Source organism: Buchnera aphidicola str. Sg (Schizaphis graminum) (assembly GCF_000007365.1).
Lineage (GTDB): Bacteria > Pseudomonadota > Gammaproteobacteria > Enterobacterales > Enterobacteriaceae > Buchnera > Buchnera aphidicola.
Genome location: NC_004061.1, coordinates 224,692 through 246,169, shown reverse-complemented (window position 1 = coordinate 246,169; position 21,478 = coordinate 224,692). Strand labels below are relative to the sequence as shown.

Below are 21,478 nucleotides of genomic sequence, written 5' to 3'. Positions count from 1 at the left end.
TTCTAAAAAAATCAATGAAAAAAAATAACTTAAAATATATTCTATTTCCATGGATTAAAAACACTCCTCAAAAAAAATTTTCAAATCTATCCTTAGATAGTCGAAAGCTAACTTCTAAAGACGTTTTTATAGCTATAAAAGGCACAAAAAAAGATGGAAATGATTTTATTTTTGAAGCAGTTAAAAAAAGGGTAGTAGCAATACTATCTGAAACTAAAGAGAAAAAAAAACATGGGGAAATCAATTATATTAATAATATTCCTATATTATCTTTTTTTAAATTATCTGAAAAAATTTCAAATTTAGCAGCAAGAGTCTATAAAGAACCAGCTAAAACATTAAAAATTATTGGTGTAACTGGAACTAATGGAAAAACTACTGTGACACAATTAATTAATCAATGGAGTGAGTTATTAGGTAAAAAAATTGCTACAATGGGTACTTTAGGAAATGGTTTTTATAATGCATTAAAAACTACAAAAAATACTACTTCTTCAGCTATTGATATTCAATCATTTTTACACATCGCTGCAAAAAAAAAAATTAATTTAGTTACTATGGAAGTTTCATCACACGGTTTGGTACAAAATCGTGTAAAAAACATTCCATTCTATATTGGAATATTTACAAATTTAACTCAAGATCATTTAGATTATCATAAAAATATGAAACAATATGAATCAGCAAAATGGTCTTTTTTTAGTCAACATAAAATAAAAAAAATAATATTAAACGCTAATGATAAATATGCAAAAAAATGGTTAAGAAAACTCTCTGATAAATATACAATTGCAGTGACTATACAAAATGAAAAACAAAAAAAATATTCTACAAAATGGATAAATGCTACTGGTATAAAATATAACGTTAATTCTACTGATGTAGAATTCGAATCTAGTTGGGGTCAAGGAATCTTATCAACTTGTTTAATCGGTTATTTTAATATACAAAATCTATTATTATCATTTGCATCTATGCTAGAAATGAACTATAAGTTATCAGATCTTATTAATACATCTATTCAACTTCAACCAATCCTAGGTAGAATGCAAAAATTTGACGTTTTTGGAAAACCAAAAGTTATTATAGATTATGCTCATACCCCTGATGCATTAAAAAAAGCATTAAACGCAATTAAATCTTATTATGTAAAAAAAAAATATGGTGTATATTTGGATGTGGCGGAGAAAGAGATCAAACAAAACGTCCTTTAATGGGATCTATTTCGGAAAAAATAGCTGATCGAGTAATAATTACAAATGACAATCCTAGAAATGAAAATCAAAATAAAATTATCAAAGAAATTGTACAAGGGTGCATAAAAAAAGAAAAAATAATAATTATTCCTAATAGAGAAAAAGCAATATCTTCTACTTTTTTCAAAGCGAATATTGATGATATAATTTTTATATCTGGAAAAGGACATGAAAATCAACAAATAATTAAGAATAAAATAATTAATTATTCAGATCAAAAAGTAGTAATAAAATTATTGGAAAAAAAAATATGATTCCTTTATCTTTAAAGAAAATTGCCATTATTACTAATGGTCAACTATACGGAAGGGATTTAGTAATAAATGACATTGTAATAGATACAAAACAAGTTACATTAGGTTGTCTTTTTATTGCTTTAAAGGGTAAGCAATTTGACGCATATATATTTATAAAAGAAGCAGTTAACAAAGGTTGCGCTGCAATTATAAGTCAAAAAAAAATAAATTATAATGTTTCTTACATAATAGTAGAAGATACATCTATTGCTTTAGGGAAAATTGCATCTTGGATTCGTCAAAAAATCAATCCTAAAATACTTGCGATTACTGGATCTTGTGGAAAAACGTCAGTAAAAGAAATGACTAAATCAATACTAGAAAAAAATAAAAAAATAATATCTACAATTGATAATTTAAATAATCATATAGGAGTACCTATAACCTTGATAAGGTTGACAAAAAAACACAAATATGGAGTAATTGAGTTAGGTGCTAATAATCCTGGTGAAATTTCTTATACTTCTAATATTGCACAACCAAATACAGTTTTAATAAACAATATTTATCATGCACATTTACAAGGTTTTAAATCATTATTAGGAGTATCCAAAGCAAAATCAGAAATATTATCTGGTCTAAGATCGCAAGGTACAGTCATTATCAACTTAGACAGCAATCATCTTTCTCAATGGAAAAAAAAGATAAAAAATAAAAATGTTTTTTATTTTTCTATCGAAAAAAAAAAGAAAGTAATTTTTTTTCTACTAACATTACAATACATACAAATAAAACATGTTTTACCATGTACACACCATCTGGTAAAATAGATATTAAATTGCCTTTTCTAGGATATCAAAGCGTCTCTAATGCTTTGGCAGCTAGCGCTCTCGCATTTTCTCTTCATATACCTTTAAAACAAATTAAAGATGGTCTATTATCAACACCTACATTACCTGGTAGATTAGAATCAATTAAATTAAGCATAAATAAAATTTTAATTAATGATACATATAATTCTAATGTCGCATCAATGATAAGTGCAATTAAGGTATTAGAAAAAATGCCAGGTTACAAAATACTAGTAGTCAGTGATATGGCTGAGTTAGGAGAAAAAAGTATTCTATATCATAAAATGATAGGCAATATTGCTAATTTATCTAAAATAGATAGTATCTTAACTATAGGTAAAAATAGTTATGAAATTAGTAAAATATGTAAAAATAGCATACATTTTTTAGAAAAAGAAAAATTAAAACAAAGTTTGAAAGAAACAATTTTAAAAGAAGATCAAACTACAGTTTTAATTAAAGGATCTCGTAATACAAAAATGGAACAAATAGTAGAATACCTAATTAAGGAGTTTAAAAATGCTGATTTATCTTAATCAATATTTACATATAAAAATATTGTCTTACGTTTCATTTCGAATAATTTTTAGTTTACTGACATCTTTTTTTATTAATTTATATTTTGCTCCATACATTATTTCTTATTTTAAAAAATTACAAAAATATCAAGTAATACGTCAAGACGGACCAGTAACACATCATTTAAAAAAAAAACACCTACTATGGGAGGGGTATTTATACTCTTTTCAATCTTTATTTCTATTTTTCTTTATTGTAATTTATCTAATCTGGATATTTGGTATGTTATAGGTGTTTTAGTAGGATATGGCTTGATTGGGTTTTTAGATGACTATAAAAAAATACGATATAATCATCCTAAGGGATTAAAGATCTTGTGGAAATTTTTTTTATTGTCAATAATTGCTGTTATTATTATCTATGCCATTCATTTGAATTTAAGTAATACTACTAATATTGAATTAGTAATTCCATTTTACACTAAAGTAGTTTTTAAAATCAATTATCTATATATGTTTTTATGTTATTTTGTTATTGTTGGAACTAGTAATGCAGTAAATCTAACAGACGGATTAGATGGATTAGCAATTATGCCAATAATTTTATTATCATTAGGTTTAGGATTGCTTTCTTTTTGTAGTTCAAATGTTATTTTTTCAAAATATATGAATATTCCTTATTTATCAAAATCAAATGAATTAAGTATTTTATGTATGACAATAATTGGATCAGGATTAGGATTTTTATGGTTTAACTCTTATCCAGCTAAAATATTTATGGGTGATGTTGGATCATTATCATTAGGTGGTGCTTTAGGAACAATATCTATATTATTACATCAAGAATTTTTATTATTAATTTTAGGTGGTGTTTTCGTCTTTGAAACTATATCAGTAATATTACAAATTATATACTTCAAATTTAGAAAAAAAAGAATTTTTAAAATGGCACCTATTCATCATCATTATGAAATACAAGGATTATCAGAATCTGTCATTGTCGTAAGATTTTGGATTATTTCTATGCTGCTTTTATTCATAGGAATACTATCTTTAAAGGTAAATTAATGTCGTATAATTATTTTGGAAAAAAAATACTAATTTTAGGATTGGGATTGACTGGAATATCATGTATTAACTTTTTTCTAAAAAAAGGAATACAACCTCGAGTAATAGATGAATCTAATAAACCTATTTTTTTAAATAAAATTCCCAAAAATATTGAATACAAGTTAGGAAATTTAAAAGAAAATTGGATTTTAGAATCTGATTTAATTATTATCAGTCCAGGTATTTCTTCTTTTAAACCTATTTTAATGAAAGCCCGTTCATTAGGCATCGATATCATTAGCGATATTGAATTATTTTCTAGAGAAACAAAATGTCCAATCATTTCTATTACTGGTACTAATGGCAAAAGTACTGTGGCAACTATGGTAAAAAAAATTGCAGAAAAATCAGGATATAAAGTTTTATTAGGAGGAAATATTGGATTCCCAGTATTAGAAATGCTCAATAAAAAAGCTAGTTTATATGTACTTGAATTATCTAGTTTTCAATTAGAAACTACATTTAATTTGAAGTCAAAAATAGCTGTAGTTCTCAATATTACTGAAGATCATCTTGATAGATATCCAGAAGGTTTTGAACAATATAAAAAAACTAAATTGTCTATTTATAATAAAGCTAAAATTTGTTTAATTAAATTAAAAAAAGGAGAAAAAAAACCATTTAACACAAAATCAAAAAAATATATTAGTTTTGGAACGTGTAATAATAATGATTATTATATTAATTATGAAAAAGAAAAAGCAATTTTATTCCATAAAAACAAAAAAATAGTTGATACTAGTAACATTTTATTAAATGGACATCATAACTATGAAAATATACTTACATCATTAGCAATTTCAGACCAAATGAAATTTGATCAAAAAGTTTCAATAAATGTACTTAAAAAATTTTTAGGATTACCACATAGATTTCAAACAGTACACATTAATAATAATATATCCTGGATTAATGATTCTAAATCCACAAATGTTGACAGTACAAAAGCTGCTCTTAAAAATTTAAAGATAAAGGGAACAATATGGTTATTGCTAGGAGGAGATGGAAAATCTTCTAATTTCAATATTTTAAAAAAATATTTCGAAAAAATAAAAATAAAAATATATTGTTTTGGAAAGGATGGTCTTAATCTATCAAAACTATGCAAAAAAAAATCTATCTATACTAAAACTTTAAAACAAGCCATAATTTTAATATCAAAAAAAATTCAACCAGGTGATGTTGTTCTTTTATCACCAGGATGCAGCAGTAAAGATCAATTTTCTAATTTTGAAGAAAGAGGGAATCTTTTCATAAAATTATCCAAGGAAATAAATTAATGTTTTTTTTAAAAAAAAAAACTATATTGTATTATACGATCGTGTATTAGTATGGTTAACTTTAGGTTTATGTATAACAGGATTAGTGATGGTAACTTCTTCATCGATCCCTATAGGTCAAATTTTATATCACGATCCCTTTTTTTTTGTGAAAAGGGAAATATTTTATTTTTTTTTAATATTTTTATTATCTTTTATTCTTTTACGTATACCTATGTCATTTTGGGAAAAAAATAGTAATTTAATATTAATTATTTCAATTTTTTTGCTTACAATTGTATTATTAATAGGAAAATCAGTACATGGATCATATCGATGGATAAATATAGGTATATTACATATACAACCTGCTGAAATATGTAAAATATCTTCATTTTTCTATATATCTAATTATTTATCGAGAAAAACAAATGAAGTACGTAATAATTTTTGGGGTTTTTTAAAACCTATAACAATTATAATAATACAATCAGTTCTTCTATTAGCAGAACCGGATTTAGGAACAGTTATTGTTTTATTTCTAACTACTTTATCAGTTTTATTTCTTTCTGGAGTAAAAATAAAACAATTTTTTATAATTATTTTTTTTGTGACTTTAATTATTACTGCTTTAGTTTTATTTGAACCATATCGTATTAAAAGAATCTTATCGTTTTGGAATCCTTGGAAAGATCCATTTGGTAATGGGTATCAACTAACACAATCTTTAATAGCTTTAGGACGTGGTCATTTTTTCGGACAAGGTCTAGGTAATTCAATACAAAAATTAAATTATTTACCAGAAGCTCATAGTGACTTTATATTTTCTATAATAGGTGAAGAATTAGGCTATATAGGCTGTTTTTTAATATTACTAATGATTTTTTTTATTTCTTTTCGAGCTATGTATATTGGACAACAATCTTTTGAAAAAAAACAAGTTTTTTCAGGATTTTTAGCTTGTTCAATTGGTTTATGGTTTAGTTTTCAAACACTTATAAATATTGGAGCTGTAACTGGTATACTACCTACTAAAGGTTTAACGTTACCATTAATCAGCTATGGCGGTTCAAGTTTAATTGTTAATTTAATGGCTATTTGTATATTATTAAGAATTGATTTTGAAATACGATTAAGCGAACATCAAGCTTTTCCTAAAGGCATTTAAATGAATTCTAAAAGAATAATAATTTTAGCAGGCGGTAGCGGAGGACATGTTTTTCCAGGTCTTACTATTGCGAAACACTTAATTAAAAAGGGATGGGATATTAATTGGATAGGTACAAAGAATAAAATAGAATCTGAAATTATTCCAAAATGTAATATTAAAATTCATTTTATAAAAATTCAAGGACTACGTAATAGTAGCTTAAAAAATTTGATTATGACTCCAATCAATGTATTAAATTCTTATCTTCAAGTGAGGAAGATAATAAAAAATTGGATACCGGATATTATTTTAGGAATGGGAGGATACGTATCAGGTCCTGGCGGATTAGCAGCATGGAGCTGTAAAATTCCTTTTATTTTACATGAACAAAACAAAATTGCAGGGATAACAAACAAATTACTTTCTAAAATTTCTACAAAAAATATGCAGGCTTTTTCTGGAACTTTATTAAATGCAGAAATAGTCGGAAATCCTATTCGTAAAAATATTATAGATATACCACCTCCAATTAAACGTTTCAAAAACAGAAAAGGTCCATTAAGAATTTTAATTATTGGAGGAAGTCAAGGTGCTTCTATTTTCAATAAAATCCTTCCAAAAATATCATTTTTTTTACAAGAAAAAGCTATTATTTGGCATCAATCAGGTAATAATGATTTACAAAAAACTAGAAAAAAATACAAAAAATATAGTACGTATAAACATATAGTCAGCTCTTTTATAAAAAATATAGCAGAAGCATATGAATGGGCAGATATAATTATATCTCGATCCGGTGCTTTAACAGTAAGTGAAATTACTGTAGTAGGATTAGGTGCAATATTCATACCTTATCCTCATAAAGATAAGCAACAATATTTAAATGCAGAAGATCTAGAAAATAACGGTGCTGCGAAAATTATTGAACAATCAATGTTTACTGCAGAATTAATTATAAAAATATTAAATTCTCTAAACAGAGAAAAACTGTTTATAATGGCTAAAAAAGCTTATTCTCTTGGAATTAGAAATTCTACATCAAAAATTTCCAAAATTATTCACGATGTTAGCAATAAAATATAAACAATTGCTAACAATACAAATATTAAATATTTTTACTTAAAAAATTAAAAAATGAACATAAATAAGATAAAAAAAAATAATTTTTTTAAAGAAAAAAAAATTCTAAAAATTCATCTGATTGGAATTGCTGGATCAGGAATGAGTGGAATTGCTTTAATTTTATTCAATTTAGGATATAAAATCAGTGGTTCGGATTTATTAGAAAACTTTATGACAAAAAAATTAAAAAATATGGGAATAAATATTTATTTTCAACATTCTGAAGAAAATATTAAATATGCTGATTTTATTATTATATCTAGTGCGATTCCTTCTGATAATCCCGAAATTAAAGCAGCTAAAAAAAAAATATTCCTATATTATTAAGAGCTGAAATGCTTCAAATATTCATGCAATTTAAATTTGGAATAGCAGTTTCAGGGACACATGGAAAAACTACAACTACTTCAATGATTTTTGATATATTAAATCAAAATAAATTAGATCCTACAGTTATTAATGGAGGTTTGATAAAATCAATTAATTCTCATGCAAAACTTGGGTTTTCTAAATATTTTATTGCAGAAGCAGATGAAAGTGATGGTTCTTTTCTTTGTTTAAATCCAACAACAGCTATTATAACTAATATAGAACCTGATCATATAGATAATTATAATGGTGAATTTAAACTATTAAAAAAAACATTTTTAGATTTCTTAAATAAAATTCCATCATACGGTATTGCTATACTATGTACAGACAACAAAGCCATTCTTAATATTTTACCGAAAATAAAATGCAAAGTTATTACATATGGATTTAATAAAAGTGCAGAATTTCGTATTACATCTTATAAACAATCTGATTTTATAAGTAATTTTACATTAATTAGAAAAAAACAATTAAATAATTTAGAAATTATCTTAAATTTACCCGGTGAACATAACGCATTAAATGCTACAGCTGCTATTGCTTTTGCAACATATCAAAAAATACCTGATGAAAAAATTTATCAATCGTTAAAAAATTTTAAAGGCACTTCAAGACGATTTGAATATGTTGGAAAATTATTTATAAAAAAAAAATCTATTCAAAATAAAAGTGTTATGTTAATAAATGATTATGGACATCATCCTACTGAATTATCTGAAACTATTAAAACAATACGAAAAAGCTGGCCTAAAAAAAATTTAATAATGATATTTCAACCTCATCGATATACAAGAACCCGAAATCTATATTTCGATTTTATTAAAATTTTATCTCAAGTAGACTCTTTATTAATACTAAATGTATATTCTGCAAACGAATCATTTATTTCAGGAGCAGATAGTTTTTCACTTTATAGTGACATAAAGAAAATAAAAAAAAATGTAATCTTAGTAACTAATCGCAATTTAATATTAAATTATCTTCTGCCTCATTTAAACGGAAATGATATTATTTTAATACAAGGTGCGGGAGATATAGATACTATAATAAATAAAATTTTTATCTTAAAAAATAAAAAAGTGATAATATGAAAAAAAAAATAGCAGTATTATTAGGAGGAAATTCTTCTGAAAGAAAAATTTCAATTAAATCAGGATATGCAATTCTTCAAAGTTTATTAAGATCTGGATTTAACGCATATGCAATTGATACTCGTGATTTTCCTATTATGCAACTAAAAAAACAAGGTTTTGACAGTGCTTATATTGCACTGCATGGAACAGGAGGTGAAGATGGTAGTATTCAAGGAATTCTTGAATATTTAAATATTCCTTATACAGGTAGTGGAATCATGTCCTCTGCAATTTCTTTAGATAAATGGAGAACTAAATTATTGTGGAAATCTTTATCGCTGCGAGTATTACCAGATATATATCTACAAAAAAAAGATATTTCAAAATATACGTATTCTTATATTTTAAAAAAAATTTTAAAATTAAAATTTCCCGTTGTAATAAAACCAAATAATGCTGGTTCTAGTATAGGAATCACAATAGTTAATCATCCAGATCTATTAATTGACTCTATTAATCTCGCATTCAATTATAGTAATAATATAATTATTGAAAAATTTTTAAAAGGAACGGAATACACAGTATCAATTCTTAATAAAAAAGTATTACCTCCGATAAAAATTATTACAAAAAATAATTTTTACGATTATAGTTCTAAATATATAGAATCTTCGACTGAATATATATGTCCAAGTGGATTAAATTATCAAAAAGAAGAAGAGTTAAAAAAAATTGTAGAAATAGCTTGGAATTCTTTAGGATGTAAAGGTTGCGGAAGAATCGATGCAATATTAGATAATAAAGATAAATTTTGGTTGTTAGAAATAAACACTATTCCTGGCATGACTCATCGAAGTTTAGTTCCAATGGCAGCTAAAAGTATAGGAATATCATTTGATGAACTGATATTAAAAATTTTGAAAATAAATAAATAAATAAAAAAAATAATTTTTATAATTATTACTAATTTTTAATTTTTTGATTAATAAAACTATTTAAAATTAAAAATTTCTTCAATAAAGATCAGAACAGAATATACTATATTAGTGATATTTGTAATTTAATAAATAGCTATATCCTATAATATTTTTTTAAATAATCTTGTATAAATAAAAAAATAAACTAATTTATAAAAATTAATCATTTCTATAAAATAAACACCGTAAAAAAGCAAATATTATTTATATTAAATAATTACGTTATAAAATAAATATAAAAAATTAGAAATCCTGTTTTATTATAAAAGTAATATTTAAAAATATAGTATAGGCTAAAGAATAATGATTATATCAAAAAATAGAAAATTAGTAGTTGGATTAGAGATCGGCACTACGAAAGTGGTAACTTTAGTAGGAGAAGTTTTAACAAATGGTAAAATAAAAATAATTGGAATCGGAATATGTCAATCTAACGGAATAGACAAAGGTAGAATAAATAATTTAGATGCAGTAATTTCATGTATACGAGAATCTATCCATCAAGCTGAAATTATGGCTAATTGTCAAATAACTTCTGTTTATTTATCTTTGTCAAGTAAGTATATTAACTGTCAAAATGAAATAGGCATAGTTCCTATTTCTGAAGATGAAGTTACAAAAGAAGATATAGAAAACGTAATACATACTGCAAAATCTGTAAAAATTCTTAATGAACATCATATATTACATGTAATTCCACAAGAGTATTCTATTGATCAACAATCTGGTATAAAAAATCCTATAGGTTTATCTGGAACAAGAATGCAAGTAAGAGTACATTTAATTACATGTCATCAAAATATGGCTAAAAATATTATTAAAGCAGTAGAAAAGTGTGATATTAAAGTTGATCAAGTTATATTTTCTGGTCTTGCTTCTAGCAAAGCTGTTTTAACTGAAGATGAATGTAAACTGGGCGTTTGTATGATTGACATAGGAGGAGGAACAATAGACCTTATTACTTATATTGATGGATCTATACAAGATAGTCAGGTTATTCCATATGCAGGTAATATTGTAACTAAAGATATTTCATATGCTTTTAGTACATCTTATTCTGATTCAGAAAAGATCAAAATTAAATATGGTTCTGCAATAAAACTTTCTCCTGGAACATCAAAAAACATTGATTTGTCCAGTAAATATGGAAATTTTCAGAAAAATTTACAACAAGATACAGTGATAGAAGTAATTGAATCAAGATATAATGAATTATTGCATTTAATTAACAATAGAATTCTTTATGTACAAAAAAAACTTTATAAAGAAGGAAGAAAATATCAATTAACAGGTGGTATAGTTCTTACTGGAGGTGCTTCAACAATTTCGTTTTTAACAGAATGTGCAGAAAAAATTTTCCAAAAAAAAATTCGAATTGCCAAACCTCTTAATATTTCAGGACTAACAGACAATGTAACTGAACCGCATTATTCAACAGTAGTTGGCTTATTACACTACGGAAAAGAATTTTACTTTGATGACACAAACCAAAAAAGGGAAATTTCTTTTATTGAAAAATGGTTTCAAAAAATTAGTAATTGGTTTAAAAAAGAATTTTAAAAATTAAAAAACCTTCTAACATTAAAGATAGATAATGGAATTAAATTATGTTTGAACCTGTAGAATTAAGTAATAATGCAGTAATTAAGGTAGTTGGTGTTGGTGGTGGTGGTGGAAATGCAGTAGAACATATGGTACGAGAACGAATTGAAGGTGTTGAATTTTTTGCTATTAATACTGATGCGCAAGCTTTAAGAAAGGTAGAAGTAGGACAAACTATACAAATAGGAAATAATATTACTAAAGGATTAGGAGCTGGTGCCAATCCAGAAATTGGACGTACTTCGGCAGAAGAAGATAAAGAATTATTAAAATCTGCATTAGATGGTTCTGATATGGTATTTATAGCAGCAGGAATGGGTGGAGGAACTGGAACTGGAGCAGCACCTGTAGTTGCAGAAATAGCAAAAGAATTAGGTATTTTAACAGTTGCTGTAGTAACAAAACCCTTTAATTTTGAAGGTAAAAAAAGAATGATGGTTGCTGATCAAGGAGTTTTAGAACTATCAAAACATGTAGATTCTTTGATTACAATACCTAATGACAAATTACTCAAAGTATTAAGTCGAGGTATTTCTTTATTAGATGCTTTTGGTGCCGCTAACAACGTTTTAAAAGGAGCTGTACAAGGAATTGCAGAATTAATTACTCGACCTGGTTTAATGAACGTAGATTTTGCCGACGTGAGAACTGTTATGGTTGAAATGGGATATGCAATGATGGGAACTGGAATATCTTCTGGAGAAAATCGTGCTGAAGAAGCCGCAGAAATTGCTATATCTAGCCCCTTGTTAGAAGATATAGATTTATCAGGAGCACGAGGTGTCTTAGTGAATATTACCGCTGGTTTTGATTTAAAATTAGATGAATTTGAAACTGTGGGTAATACCATTAGATCTTTCGCTTCAGATAACGCAACAGTGGTTATAGGAACTTCTTTAGATCCTGATATGAATGATACACTTCGAGTAACAGTAGTTGCAACAGGTATTGGAATGGAAAAATATTCAGATGTCAATCAGACAAAAAATAAATCTTCTAAAGAAATACTAATGGATTATCGCTATCAATATTTAAATATTTCTCCTACAGCAATAGATAAAAAAAATGTAAAAAATGAAATAAAAGAAACAGATAATAAAAAAAGAAAGGAACCAGAATATTTAGATATTCCTGCTTTTCTTCGCAAACGATCTGATTAACTTTTCTTACAAGCATTTAAAAAATGAATATATTAAGAAATATTATTGTAAATCTTTTTTTATTCTAACGAATTAAAATAATATTATTATTCCATAACCTGCGCCAATAATTAATGTATTATCTATCGGCGCAAGGACTTATTTTTTATAGTAAAAAAAATTGATTTAACATTTTTCATACTAAAAATATGTTTAAAATTGTTTTTTATGATAAAATTAAATAAAATATTTTATTTTCTAAAATTTCTTTAAATATTTTGAGAATATATTAAAAATGGAAAAAAATCCTATAAAATACATTGAGTTCACTAATTCAGCTGCTAAAAAAATAAAAAGCATTATTAAAGAAAAAAAAAATAAAAATGTAAAATTAAGAATATATATTATTGGTGGTGGATGCAGTGGATTTCAATATCAATTTATTTTCGATGAAAAAATTAATGAAGATGATATTTTAGTTAAAAAATTAAATATTTGTCTTGTAATTGATCCCATCAGTTTACAGTATTTACATGGTGGTACAATAGATTATTTAGAAAATTTAGAAGGGTCAAAATTTATAGTATCTAATCCAAACGCTAAAAACACCTGCGGATGCGGTCTATCTTTCAGTATTTAAAATATTGCATTAATTTTAAAAAATTAAAATTCTAAAAATTATTAATACTCTAAAAAAATTATATCTTATTGGAAAAAATGAAAATTGGAATCATTGGTGCTATAGAACAAGAAATTAGAAAAATCAAAGAAATTATAAATAATTTAAAAATAAAAAAAATTGGCAATATTAAAATTTATACAGGAACATTTAAAAAAATAGAAATTTTCTTGATTCTATCAGGAATTGGAAAAGTTTCTGCTAGTATGTCTACTACGATTAGTATAAATTTATTTCAACCTGATTTTATTATTAATAGTGGTTCTGCGGGAAGTTTAAATGCTTGTTTAAAGATAGGTGATATTATTATTCCCAAAAAAACATGTTACTATGATGTAGATTTAACAAATTTTGGCTATTCTAAGGGACAAATACCTGAATATCCTCAAACCTTTAAAACAAATAAAAATTTACGTGAAATTCTAAAAGAAATTGCTGTTGAATTTAAATTTAAATTTTTGACAGGACTACTTGTTACTGGAGATTCTTTTATTAGAAAAAGTAATTGTATAAAAAAAATAAAAAATCAATTTTCTTCAGCAATAGGAGTAGATATGGAATCTACCGCAATAGGTCAAGTGTGTCATAATTTTAAAATACCATTTATTATAATAAAATCAATATCTGATTTATCCGATAATAACGCTACTTCGCATTTTGAGAAAAACATTCCAATTGCATCGTTAAAATCTTCAAAATTAGTTAAATTATTATTAAAAAAAATAAGTTCTCAAAATTCTATTTAATTAAAAATAACATTTTTATTATATTCTTAATAAGTTTGTAGTATCTTTTGAATTCATATTCAAAAATGTATTATTTACAATAATCAATCGACTTTAAGATTTTTTACTATAGAAATAATTATCCTTCTTTTAAAAAAGTCTAAAAATAAATTCTATTATTTCACTATTCAGTAGTGAACTATTTGTCCTCAAATTATTTATATTTTACAGGATAAAAAAACCATGATTAACGAAAAAATATGGCATGAAAAACTTCATCGTCATGTTGGACAATATTTTTCAATTGATAAAATATTATATCAAAAAAAAAATAAATACCATGATATTATCATTTTTCAAAATTCGATTATGGGACGAATTATGGCAATAGATGGTGTCGTTCAAACAACAGAAAAAGATGAATTTATATATCATGAAATGTTAACTCATGTGCCTATATTTTATCACGGGTTGATAAAAAATGTACTAATAGTAGGTGGAGGAGACGGCGGTATACTACGAGAAATATGTCGACATAAGAGTATTGAAAATATCACTATGGTTGAAATTGACTTAAATATTATTGATTTATGTAAACAATTTTTTCCCAAACATAACAATAATGCATATAAAGATCCACGTCTAAAAATAGTTATAGATAATGGATTAAACTTCGTACAAAAAACAAAAGAAAAATTTGATCTTATTATATCAGATTCCACTGATCCAATTGGTTGTGGAAAAGATTTATTTTTATCAGATTTTTACTTTCATTGTAAGAATTGTCTTGTTAAAAACGGTATATTTGTAGGACAAAATGGCGTTTTTTTTCTTCAAAAAAATGATATTAATCAAAGCTATAAAAATTTAAAAAAAAACTTTCATGACGTAAGTTTTTATCAAGCAACTATTCCTAGTTATTATGGTGGAACAATGATGTTTTCTTGGGGTACTGATAATATAGATTTTCGTCAAATAAATATTAAAAATTTAGAAAAACGTATAAAAGATAAAAAATTAACTTTTAATTACTATAATTCCAATATTCATATAAGCAGTTTTTATTTACCTCAATATATAATTAATACATTAGATAAAAGTTAAAAATCCTGATATAGGAGAGTAATTAAATTGCAAAAACTAAAATTATATGGCTTTAATAATTTAACTAAAAGCCTAAGTTTTTGTATTTATGATATTTGTTATGCGAATACTAATGATTCAAGAAATAGTTATATTTCTTATATTGATGAACAATATAATGCTATTCGACTAACAAAAATCTTAAAAAAAACCTGTTCAATTATTGGTGCTAACGTTCTTAACGTTTTTCATCAAGATTATGAACCTCAAGGTGCCAGCGTAACTATTTTAGTATGCGAAGAACCAATAAATTTAGAAAAAGTAAATATTGTAAATAAAAGTAATAAAATTATATCATCTTCTGTATTAGCTCATTTAGATAAAAGTCATATTTGTGTTCATACATACCCAGAAAGTCATCCTCAAAGTGGAATTTGTACCTTTCGCGCAGATATAGAAGTTTCAACATGTGGGATAATCTCTCCTCTTAATGCATTAAATTATCTTATTCATCAACTAGAATCAGATATTGTAACAATTGAATATCGTGTTAGAGGATTCACGCGCGATATTCATGGTATAAAACATTTTATTGATCATAAGATTAATTCTATTCAGAATTTTATGTCTCATGATATAAAATCAATGTATGAAATGTTTGATGTTAATATATATCAAGAAAACATTTTTCATACTCGTATGTTACTAAAAGAATTTAATTTAAAAAACTATTTATTTAATATTAACGTAAAAGATTTATCAAAAAAAGAACACTCTTATATTATAGACTTGTTATGGAAAGAAATGAGAGAAATATATCATGGTAAAAATATCTCTATGATTAAAAAAATATAACTTTTGAACTTATATTTTTTATAATGTATTCAAAAGTTAAAAAATTGATACACTTCTTTTACACCAAGAAAAGAAGTGTATCAATTGTTAATTTAACAACGATTTTTTTAAATTTAAAAGATCTGTTATTGTTCCTTGAAAAACTTCTGAAGCCAAAGAAATTGATTCACTCAAAGTTGGATGTGGATGAATAGTAAGTGAAATATCTTCAGCATCAGATCCCATTTCAATTGCAAGTCCAATTTCGCTGATTAATTCACTTGCATTTGTACCTATTATAGATCCACCAATAATCTTGTTAGTATTTTTATTAAAAATTAATTTTGTCATACCTAAAGTACAATTTGATGCATGTGCTCTTCCTGATGCACTCCAAGGAAATAAAGACACTTCATAATCTATATCATTATTTTCAGCTTCTTTTTCACTTAAACCTACCCAAGCTATTTCAGGATCTGTATAAGCAACTGATGGAATAACTTTAGGCTCAAAATAATGTTTTTTACCAGAAATCACTTCAGCTGCAATATGTGCTTGTTGTACTGCTTTGTGAGCTAACATAGGAAAACCTGTGACATCACCAATAGCATAAATATGAGATATATTTGTTTTTAATTGTTGATTTATCTCAATAAATCCAGATTCATTTAATTTTAATCCAATTTTTTCTAATCCTAAAAAATCAACGTTTGGACTTCTTCCAATTGCAACCAGTATATTATCATAACAACAAACATTTTCATCACTGTTTTCTTCAGCTATTTTTACAATAAGATCGTTATCTTTTGATTTTTCAACACTTTTAACATGAGTATTTAATAATAACTTAAATCTCTTTTTAATACTTTTTATATATATATCAGTGATATCTTTGTCCACTGAAGGAAGAAAAGCATTAAATCGATCAACAATATCTACTTTTGAACCTAATGCACTATATATTGTTGCCATTTCTAATCCAATAATACCTCCTCCTATAATTAAAAAACGATTAGGTATGCTTTTTAATGATAGAGCATCTGTTGAATTCCAAATTCTATTATCCTCATTAGGCAAGGAAGGTATTTTTATAGGTTTAGAGCCAGTAGCAATAATTGCATGTTTAAAAAAAATCGTAAAATCATTTTTTTTATTTTTTACCAAAACACTATGATCAGTATTAAATAACGCTTTTCCTTGAACGATTCTTACTTTTCTTTTCTCCCCCATATTAGACAGTCCAGTAGTAAGTTTTTTAATAATTTTTTCTTTCCAATTATTAATCTTTTTAATATCAATAATTGGTTTATTAAAAAAAACTCCTGATTCAGATAATTCACTTGCATCTTTTATTATCTTAGCTATATGCAATAATGATTTTGAGGGAATGCATCCTACATTCAAACAAACACCACCTAATCGTTCTTGATGTTCTATTAAAACAGTTTCTAAACCTAGATCTGCACATCGAAAGGCAGCAGAATAACCTGCAGGTCCTGAACCTATAATTACGACTTCAGATTGAATTTCTTGATGCATTTTAATAAACCTCTTTAGAAAAAAAATCACATAATTAAAAAACGTATATCAGATAACATTTTTCCAATAAAAGTTAAAAAACGAGCGGCATCTGCTCCATTAATAACGCGATGATCATATGATAAAGATAATGGCAACATTAAAGAAGGGATAAATTCTTTTCCATTCCATAATGGTTTTATTAAAGCTTTTGAAACTCCAAGAATTGCAACTTCAGGAGAATTAATAATGGGAGAAAACCAACTCCCTCCAATTCCACCTAAATTAGAAATTGTAAAACAACCATCTTTCATATCTGATGCATCTAATTTATTTTCATGTGCTTTTTTTGAAAGAAATATTAATTCAGAAGATAAATTTGCTATATTTTTTTTATCAACATTTTTTAAAACAGGGACAAATAAAGCATTTTGAACATCAACAGCAATACCAACATTAACATATTTTTTTAAAAAAATTGTTTTTTTATTCACAGATAGGGAACTATTAAAAATAGGAAATTCTAATAACCCATATGCGACAGATTTTATAATGAAAGGTAATATAGTAATTTTAGAACACATATTATTTTTTTGTTTTTTTTCAGTATTATATTTATGACGAAATTCTTCTAATAAAGTTATGTTAACTTCATCAAATTGAGTAACGTGGGGGATGTTGACCCAATTTTGATGTAAATTCTTACCAATAATTTGTTGAATATTTGTAATAGGTATTTCATTAAACAAATCTTTATGAAAATTTGTAGTATTATTTTTTTCTATATTAAAAGAACTTTTATTTGAAGTATTATTTCGTATATATAATTCAATATCTTCTTTTAAGATACGATTTTTAGGACCAGAAGGTGTAATATTTTTTAAATCAACGTTTAAATGACGAGCTAGACGTCTTACAACTGGTGTTGCATGAACTAAAACAATTTTCTTAATATCTTTTTTTTCTTCTAAAAAGTTTTCATTTAATTTTTTTTCTGTTTTTATATAATTTAAATCTTTTTCATTTTTAATAGAATTCAAGTTATTAACTTTAAAAATCATAATTATAGAAGAAGTTTTTACTTTCTCACCAATTTTTATAGTAATATCTTTTACAATTCCAGATATTGGTGAGGGTATTTCCATAGAAGCTTTATCTCCTTCTACAGTTATTAATCCTTGATCTAATTTTATTTCTTCACCAATTTTTACTAATATTTCTGTTACCTCAACTTCTTCTAAACCAATATCAGGCATTTTAACTTCAATATGCACTTTTTTCACCTCTTAAGCTAAACGCGGATTAATTTTATCTGCATTAATATTAAATTTAATAATTGCTTCTTCTACTACTTTTTTATTAATATTATTTAATTTAGCTAATAAGTTTAAAGCAGCTACTACAATATAATAAGCACTAACTTCAAAATGATCACGCAATTTATCACGACTATCTGAACGTCCAAAACCATCTGTACCCAATACATGATATTCATTTGATGGAATATAATGACGAATTTGTTCAGCAAATAACTTCATATAATCAGTTGCTGCTACAGCTGGAGAGGAATTCATTACAGTTTTAATATAAGCAATTCTTTTCTTTTCATACGGATGTAACATGTTCCATCTTTCACAATCTTCACCATTTCTAGCTAATTCTGTAAAAGAAGTTACACTATAAATATCTGTAGTTATACAATAATCATTAGACAAAATCTCACCAGCTTTACAAATACAACGTAAAATCGCTCCAGATCCCATTAATTGAACTTTTAATTCAGTGGCATAAAAAGTTTTTAACTTATAAATACCTTTACAAATGCCTTTTTCCACACCTTGAGGCATAGCAGGCATATAATAATTCTCATTAATTGTTGTAATATAATAGTATATATTCTCTTGGAGAGGGCCATACATTCTTCTTAATCCATCCTGTATAATAACGGCAACTTCATAAGCAAATGCAGGATCATAAGAAACACAATTAGGAATCGTTAATGACTGTATATGACTATGACCATCTTCATGCTGTAAACCTTCTCCGTTTAAAGTAGTTCTTCCAGAAGTTCCTCCAATGAGAAAACCTCTTGCTTGTTGATCTCCAGCAGCCCAAAAAAGATCACCTATTCTTTGAAAACCAAATATTGAATAATAAATGTAAAAGGGAATCATAGGAAAATCATTAGTACTATAAGAAGTAGCAGCAGCTAACCAAGATGAAGCAGCACCTAATTCATTTATTCCTTCTTGCAGTATTTGTCCTTTTTTTTCTTCTTTATAATAAGCTAATTGTTCTCGATCTTGAGGAACATATTTTTGTCCAATAGAACTATAAATTCCAATCATTCTAAATAAACCTTCCATGCCAAATGTACGAGCCTCATCAGCAATAATCGGAACTATCAAATTTTTAATGGAATGATTCTTTAAAATTAAATTTAAAACACGAACAAAAGCAATAGTTGTTGACATTTTTTTGTTTTGTTCTTTTAATAAAGATTTAAAATCTATTAAATCTGGAATGTTTAGTGCATTAGTAAATTTAGACAAACGAAATGGAATGTAACCACCTAGTTTTTTTCTTTGTTGATGCATATAGCAGTATTCTTTTGAGTTTTTTTCAAATACAACATACGGTAATTCTTTAATATCTTCATTTGATATAGGAATATTAAAACGATCTCTAATATATATAATTCCATTAATATTAATTTTTTTTATTTGATGCGCTATATTTTTCCCTTCAGCAATAACACCCATACCGTATCCTTTCACTGTATGTGCCAAAATCACAGTTGGTTTATCTTTAATTTCTTTAGCTTTTTTAAGTGCATTAAACATCTTTTTAGGATCATGTCCTCCTCTGTTTAAATTCCATATTTCTTCATCCGTCATGTTTTTCACTAACTCTAGTGTTTCTTGATATTTACCAAAAAAATATTTTCGAACGTATGCTCCATCTTTTGATTTTAATGTTTGATATTCACCGTCTATTGTTTCATTCATTAGTTGAATCAATTTTCCAGTTTTATCTTTTTTCAATAAGGAATCCCATTTTCCTCCCCATATAACTTTTATTACTTTCCATCCAGCACCATAAAAAAAACTTTCTAATTCGTTCACAATTTTTCCATTACCTACCACTGGACCATCTAATCTTTGTAAGTTACAATTTATTACAAAAATTAAATTATCTAATTTTTCGCGAACAGCAATAGAAATTGCTCCTTTAGATTCTGGTTCATCCATTTCACCATCTCCTAAAAAAGCATAAACCGTTTGTTTAGAGGTATTTTTTAATTCACGATTCTGCAAGTATTTTAAAAACTTTGCTTGGTAAATAGCACACAGTGGGCCTAATCCCATTGAAACAGTTGGAAATTGCCAAAAATTTGGCATTAACTTAGGATGAGGATAAGAAGATAATCCCTTCCCATCAACTTCTTGTCTAAAATTATCAATTTGTTTTTTTGATAAACGGCCTTCTAAAAAAGATCTAGCATAAATACCTGGAGCAATATGACCTTGAAAATAAACTAAATCGCCTCCATCTTCATCATTTTTAGAACGAAAAAAATGATTAAAACATACTTCATATATTGTTGCAGAAGATTGAAAAGATGATAAATGTCCACCTAATTCTAAATCTTTTTTTGAAGCACGTAAAACCATCATTATTGCGTTCCAACGAATAGCTGAACGAATACGCTTTTCTAAAATTAAATCACCTGGATATTCAACTTCTTCTTCGCTACTAATTGTATTAATATAATCACTTGTAAAAAAACATTTAAAAAAATTTGCTCTAGTTATTTTAGATTTTTTTAAGATCTTTTCAATTAAAAATTTAGCTCTTTCAAGACCTTCTTCACGAATAACAGATTCAATTGATTGCACCCAATCATTAGTTTCGACTGGATCCACGTCATAATTATATAACTTTTCTGACATGGTCTAAATTCCTTATGTATT

General features: G+C 25.8%; 19 protein-coding genes and 1 pseudogene. 17 read left to right on the top strand and 3 right to left on the bottom strand.

Annotated elements, in window-relative coordinates:
* Window positions 1–14: 14 nt before the first annotated feature.
* The 17 genes and pseudogenes from BUSG_RS01130 (at window position 15) to speD (ending at window position 16,007) form a co-directional block, all read left to right on the top strand.
* Window positions 15–1,214 carry a Mur ligase family protein gene (locus BUSG_RS01130; protein ID WP_244372257.1) on the top strand — a complete coding sequence of 400 codons (1,200 nt, stop codon included), beginning with the start codon at window positions 15–17 and terminating at the stop codon, window positions 1,212–1,214.
* Window positions 1,214–1,510, top strand: a complete 297-nt coding sequence (locus BUSG_RS03285; RefSeq protein WP_369665111.1) for a glutamate ligase domain-containing protein — start codon at window positions 1,214–1,216, stop codon at window positions 1,508–1,510. The genes BUSG_RS01130 and BUSG_RS03285 overlap by 1 nt, the downstream gene beginning before the upstream one ends.
* Window positions 1,507–2,322, top strand: coding sequence for a Mur ligase family protein (locus BUSG_RS03280; protein WP_244372255.1), 816 nt, complete (start codon window positions 1,507–1,509; stop codon window positions 2,320–2,322). Before BUSG_RS03285 ends, BUSG_RS03280 begins: the two co-directional genes overlap by 4 nt.
* The gene (locus BUSG_RS03275) at window positions 2,298–2,879 is read left to right on the top strand and encodes a glutamate ligase domain-containing protein (RefSeq protein WP_315968472.1); all 582 of its coding nucleotides are present in this window, start codon (window positions 2,298–2,300) and stop codon (window positions 2,877–2,879) included. The genes BUSG_RS03280 and BUSG_RS03275 overlap by 25 nt, the downstream gene beginning before the upstream one ends.
* Window positions 2,863–3,929, top strand: a pseudogene (gene mraY / locus BUSG_RS01120) (phospho-N-acetylmuramoyl-pentapeptide-transferase). The gene BUSG_RS03275 and the pseudogene mraY overlap by 17 nt, the downstream one beginning before the upstream one ends.
* Window positions 3,929–5,251: a UDP-N-acetylmuramoyl-L-alanine--D-glutamate ligase gene (murD, locus tag BUSG_RS01115; protein ID WP_011053742.1), complete on the top strand. Its 1,323-nt coding sequence runs from the start codon at window positions 3,929–3,931 to the stop codon at window positions 5,249–5,251. Before mraY ends, murD begins: the two are co-directional and overlap by 1 nt.
* Entirely contained in the window at window positions 5,247–6,398 is a 1,152-nt protein-coding gene (gene ftsW / locus BUSG_RS01110; protein ID WP_050702897.1) for a cell division protein FtsW, read from the top strand. Before murD ends, ftsW begins: the two co-directional genes overlap by 5 nt.
* Entirely contained in the window at window positions 6,399–7,463 is a 1,065-nt protein-coding gene (gene murG, locus BUSG_RS01105; RefSeq protein ID WP_011053740.1) for an undecaprenyldiphospho-muramoylpentapeptide beta-N-acetylglucosaminyltransferase, read from the top strand.
* A 51-nt stretch (window positions 7,464–7,514) separates the two neighbouring features.
* Window positions 7,515–7,829, top strand: a complete 315-nt coding sequence (locus BUSG_RS03270; protein ID WP_234414126.1) for a Mur ligase domain-containing protein — start codon at window positions 7,515–7,517, stop codon at window positions 7,827–7,829.
* A gap of 8 nt (window positions 7,830–7,837) precedes the next feature.
* Window positions 7,838–8,965 (top strand): UDP-N-acetylmuramate--L-alanine ligase, encoded by a 1,128-nt coding sequence (gene murC / locus BUSG_RS01100; protein ID WP_244372253.1) that lies wholly within the window; start codon window positions 7,838–7,840, stop codon window positions 8,963–8,965.
* Entirely contained in the window at window positions 8,962–9,882 is a 921-nt protein-coding gene (locus BUSG_RS01095; RefSeq protein WP_011053739.1) for a D-alanine--D-alanine ligase, read from the top strand. Before murC ends, BUSG_RS01095 begins: the two co-directional genes overlap by 4 nt.
* A gap of 345 nt (window positions 9,883–10,227) precedes the next feature.
* A complete protein-coding gene (ftsA, locus tag BUSG_RS01090) occupies window positions 10,228–11,484 on the top strand; it encodes a cell division protein FtsA (protein ID WP_011053738.1) in 1,257 nt (418 codons plus the stop codon).
* Between the two features lie 47 nt (window positions 11,485–11,531).
* Window positions 11,532–12,686: a cell division protein FtsZ gene (ftsZ, locus tag BUSG_RS01085; RefSeq protein WP_011053737.1), complete on the top strand. Its 1,155-nt coding sequence runs from the start codon at window positions 11,532–11,534 to the stop codon at window positions 12,684–12,686.
* A 274-nt stretch (window positions 12,687–12,960) separates the two neighbouring features.
* Window positions 12,961–13,305 carry an iron-sulfur cluster insertion protein ErpA gene (gene erpA / locus BUSG_RS01080; RefSeq protein WP_011053736.1) on the top strand — a complete coding sequence of 115 codons (345 nt, stop codon included), beginning with the start codon at window positions 12,961–12,963 and terminating at the stop codon, window positions 13,303–13,305.
* A gap of 77 nt (window positions 13,306–13,382) precedes the next feature.
* Window positions 13,383–14,090 (top strand): 5'-methylthioadenosine/adenosylhomocysteine nucleosidase, encoded by a 708-nt coding sequence (locus tag BUSG_RS01075; protein ID WP_011053735.1) that lies wholly within the window; start codon window positions 13,383–13,385, stop codon window positions 14,088–14,090.
* Between the two features lie 222 nt (window positions 14,091–14,312).
* Window positions 14,313–15,173, top strand: a complete 861-nt coding sequence (speE, locus tag BUSG_RS01070) for a polyamine aminopropyltransferase (protein ID WP_011053734.1) — start codon at window positions 14,313–14,315, stop codon at window positions 15,171–15,173.
* Window positions 15,174–15,200: 27 nt separating this feature from the next.
* Window positions 15,201–16,007, top strand: a complete 807-nt coding sequence (speD, locus tag BUSG_RS01065) for an adenosylmethionine decarboxylase (protein ID WP_011053733.1) — start codon at window positions 15,201–15,203, stop codon at window positions 16,005–16,007.
* A gap of 87 nt (window positions 16,008–16,094) precedes the next feature.
* On the opposite strand, the gene lpdA is transcribed toward speD, so the two are convergent.
* Genes lpdA through aceE form a run of 3 tightly spaced genes read right to left on the bottom strand, consistent with a single transcriptional unit; the run spans window position 16,095 to window position 21,457 of the window.
* Window positions 16,095–17,525 carry a dihydrolipoyl dehydrogenase gene (gene lpdA / locus BUSG_RS01060; protein ID WP_011053732.1) on the bottom strand — a complete coding sequence of 477 codons (1,431 nt, stop codon included), beginning with the start codon at window positions 17,523–17,525 and terminating at the stop codon, window positions 16,095–16,097.
* A 26-nt stretch (window positions 17,526–17,551) separates the two neighbouring features.
* Window positions 17,552–18,778, bottom strand: coding sequence for a 2-oxo acid dehydrogenase subunit E2 (locus BUSG_RS01055; protein ID WP_162465260.1), 1,227 nt, complete (start codon window positions 18,776–18,778; stop codon window positions 17,552–17,554).
* A 12-nt stretch (window positions 18,779–18,790) separates the two neighbouring features.
* Entirely contained in the window at window positions 18,791–21,457 is a 2,667-nt protein-coding gene (aceE, locus tag BUSG_RS01050; protein WP_011053730.1) for a pyruvate dehydrogenase (acetyl-transferring), homodimeric type, read from the bottom strand.
* Between the last annotated feature and the right edge of the window lie 21 nt (window positions 21,458–21,478).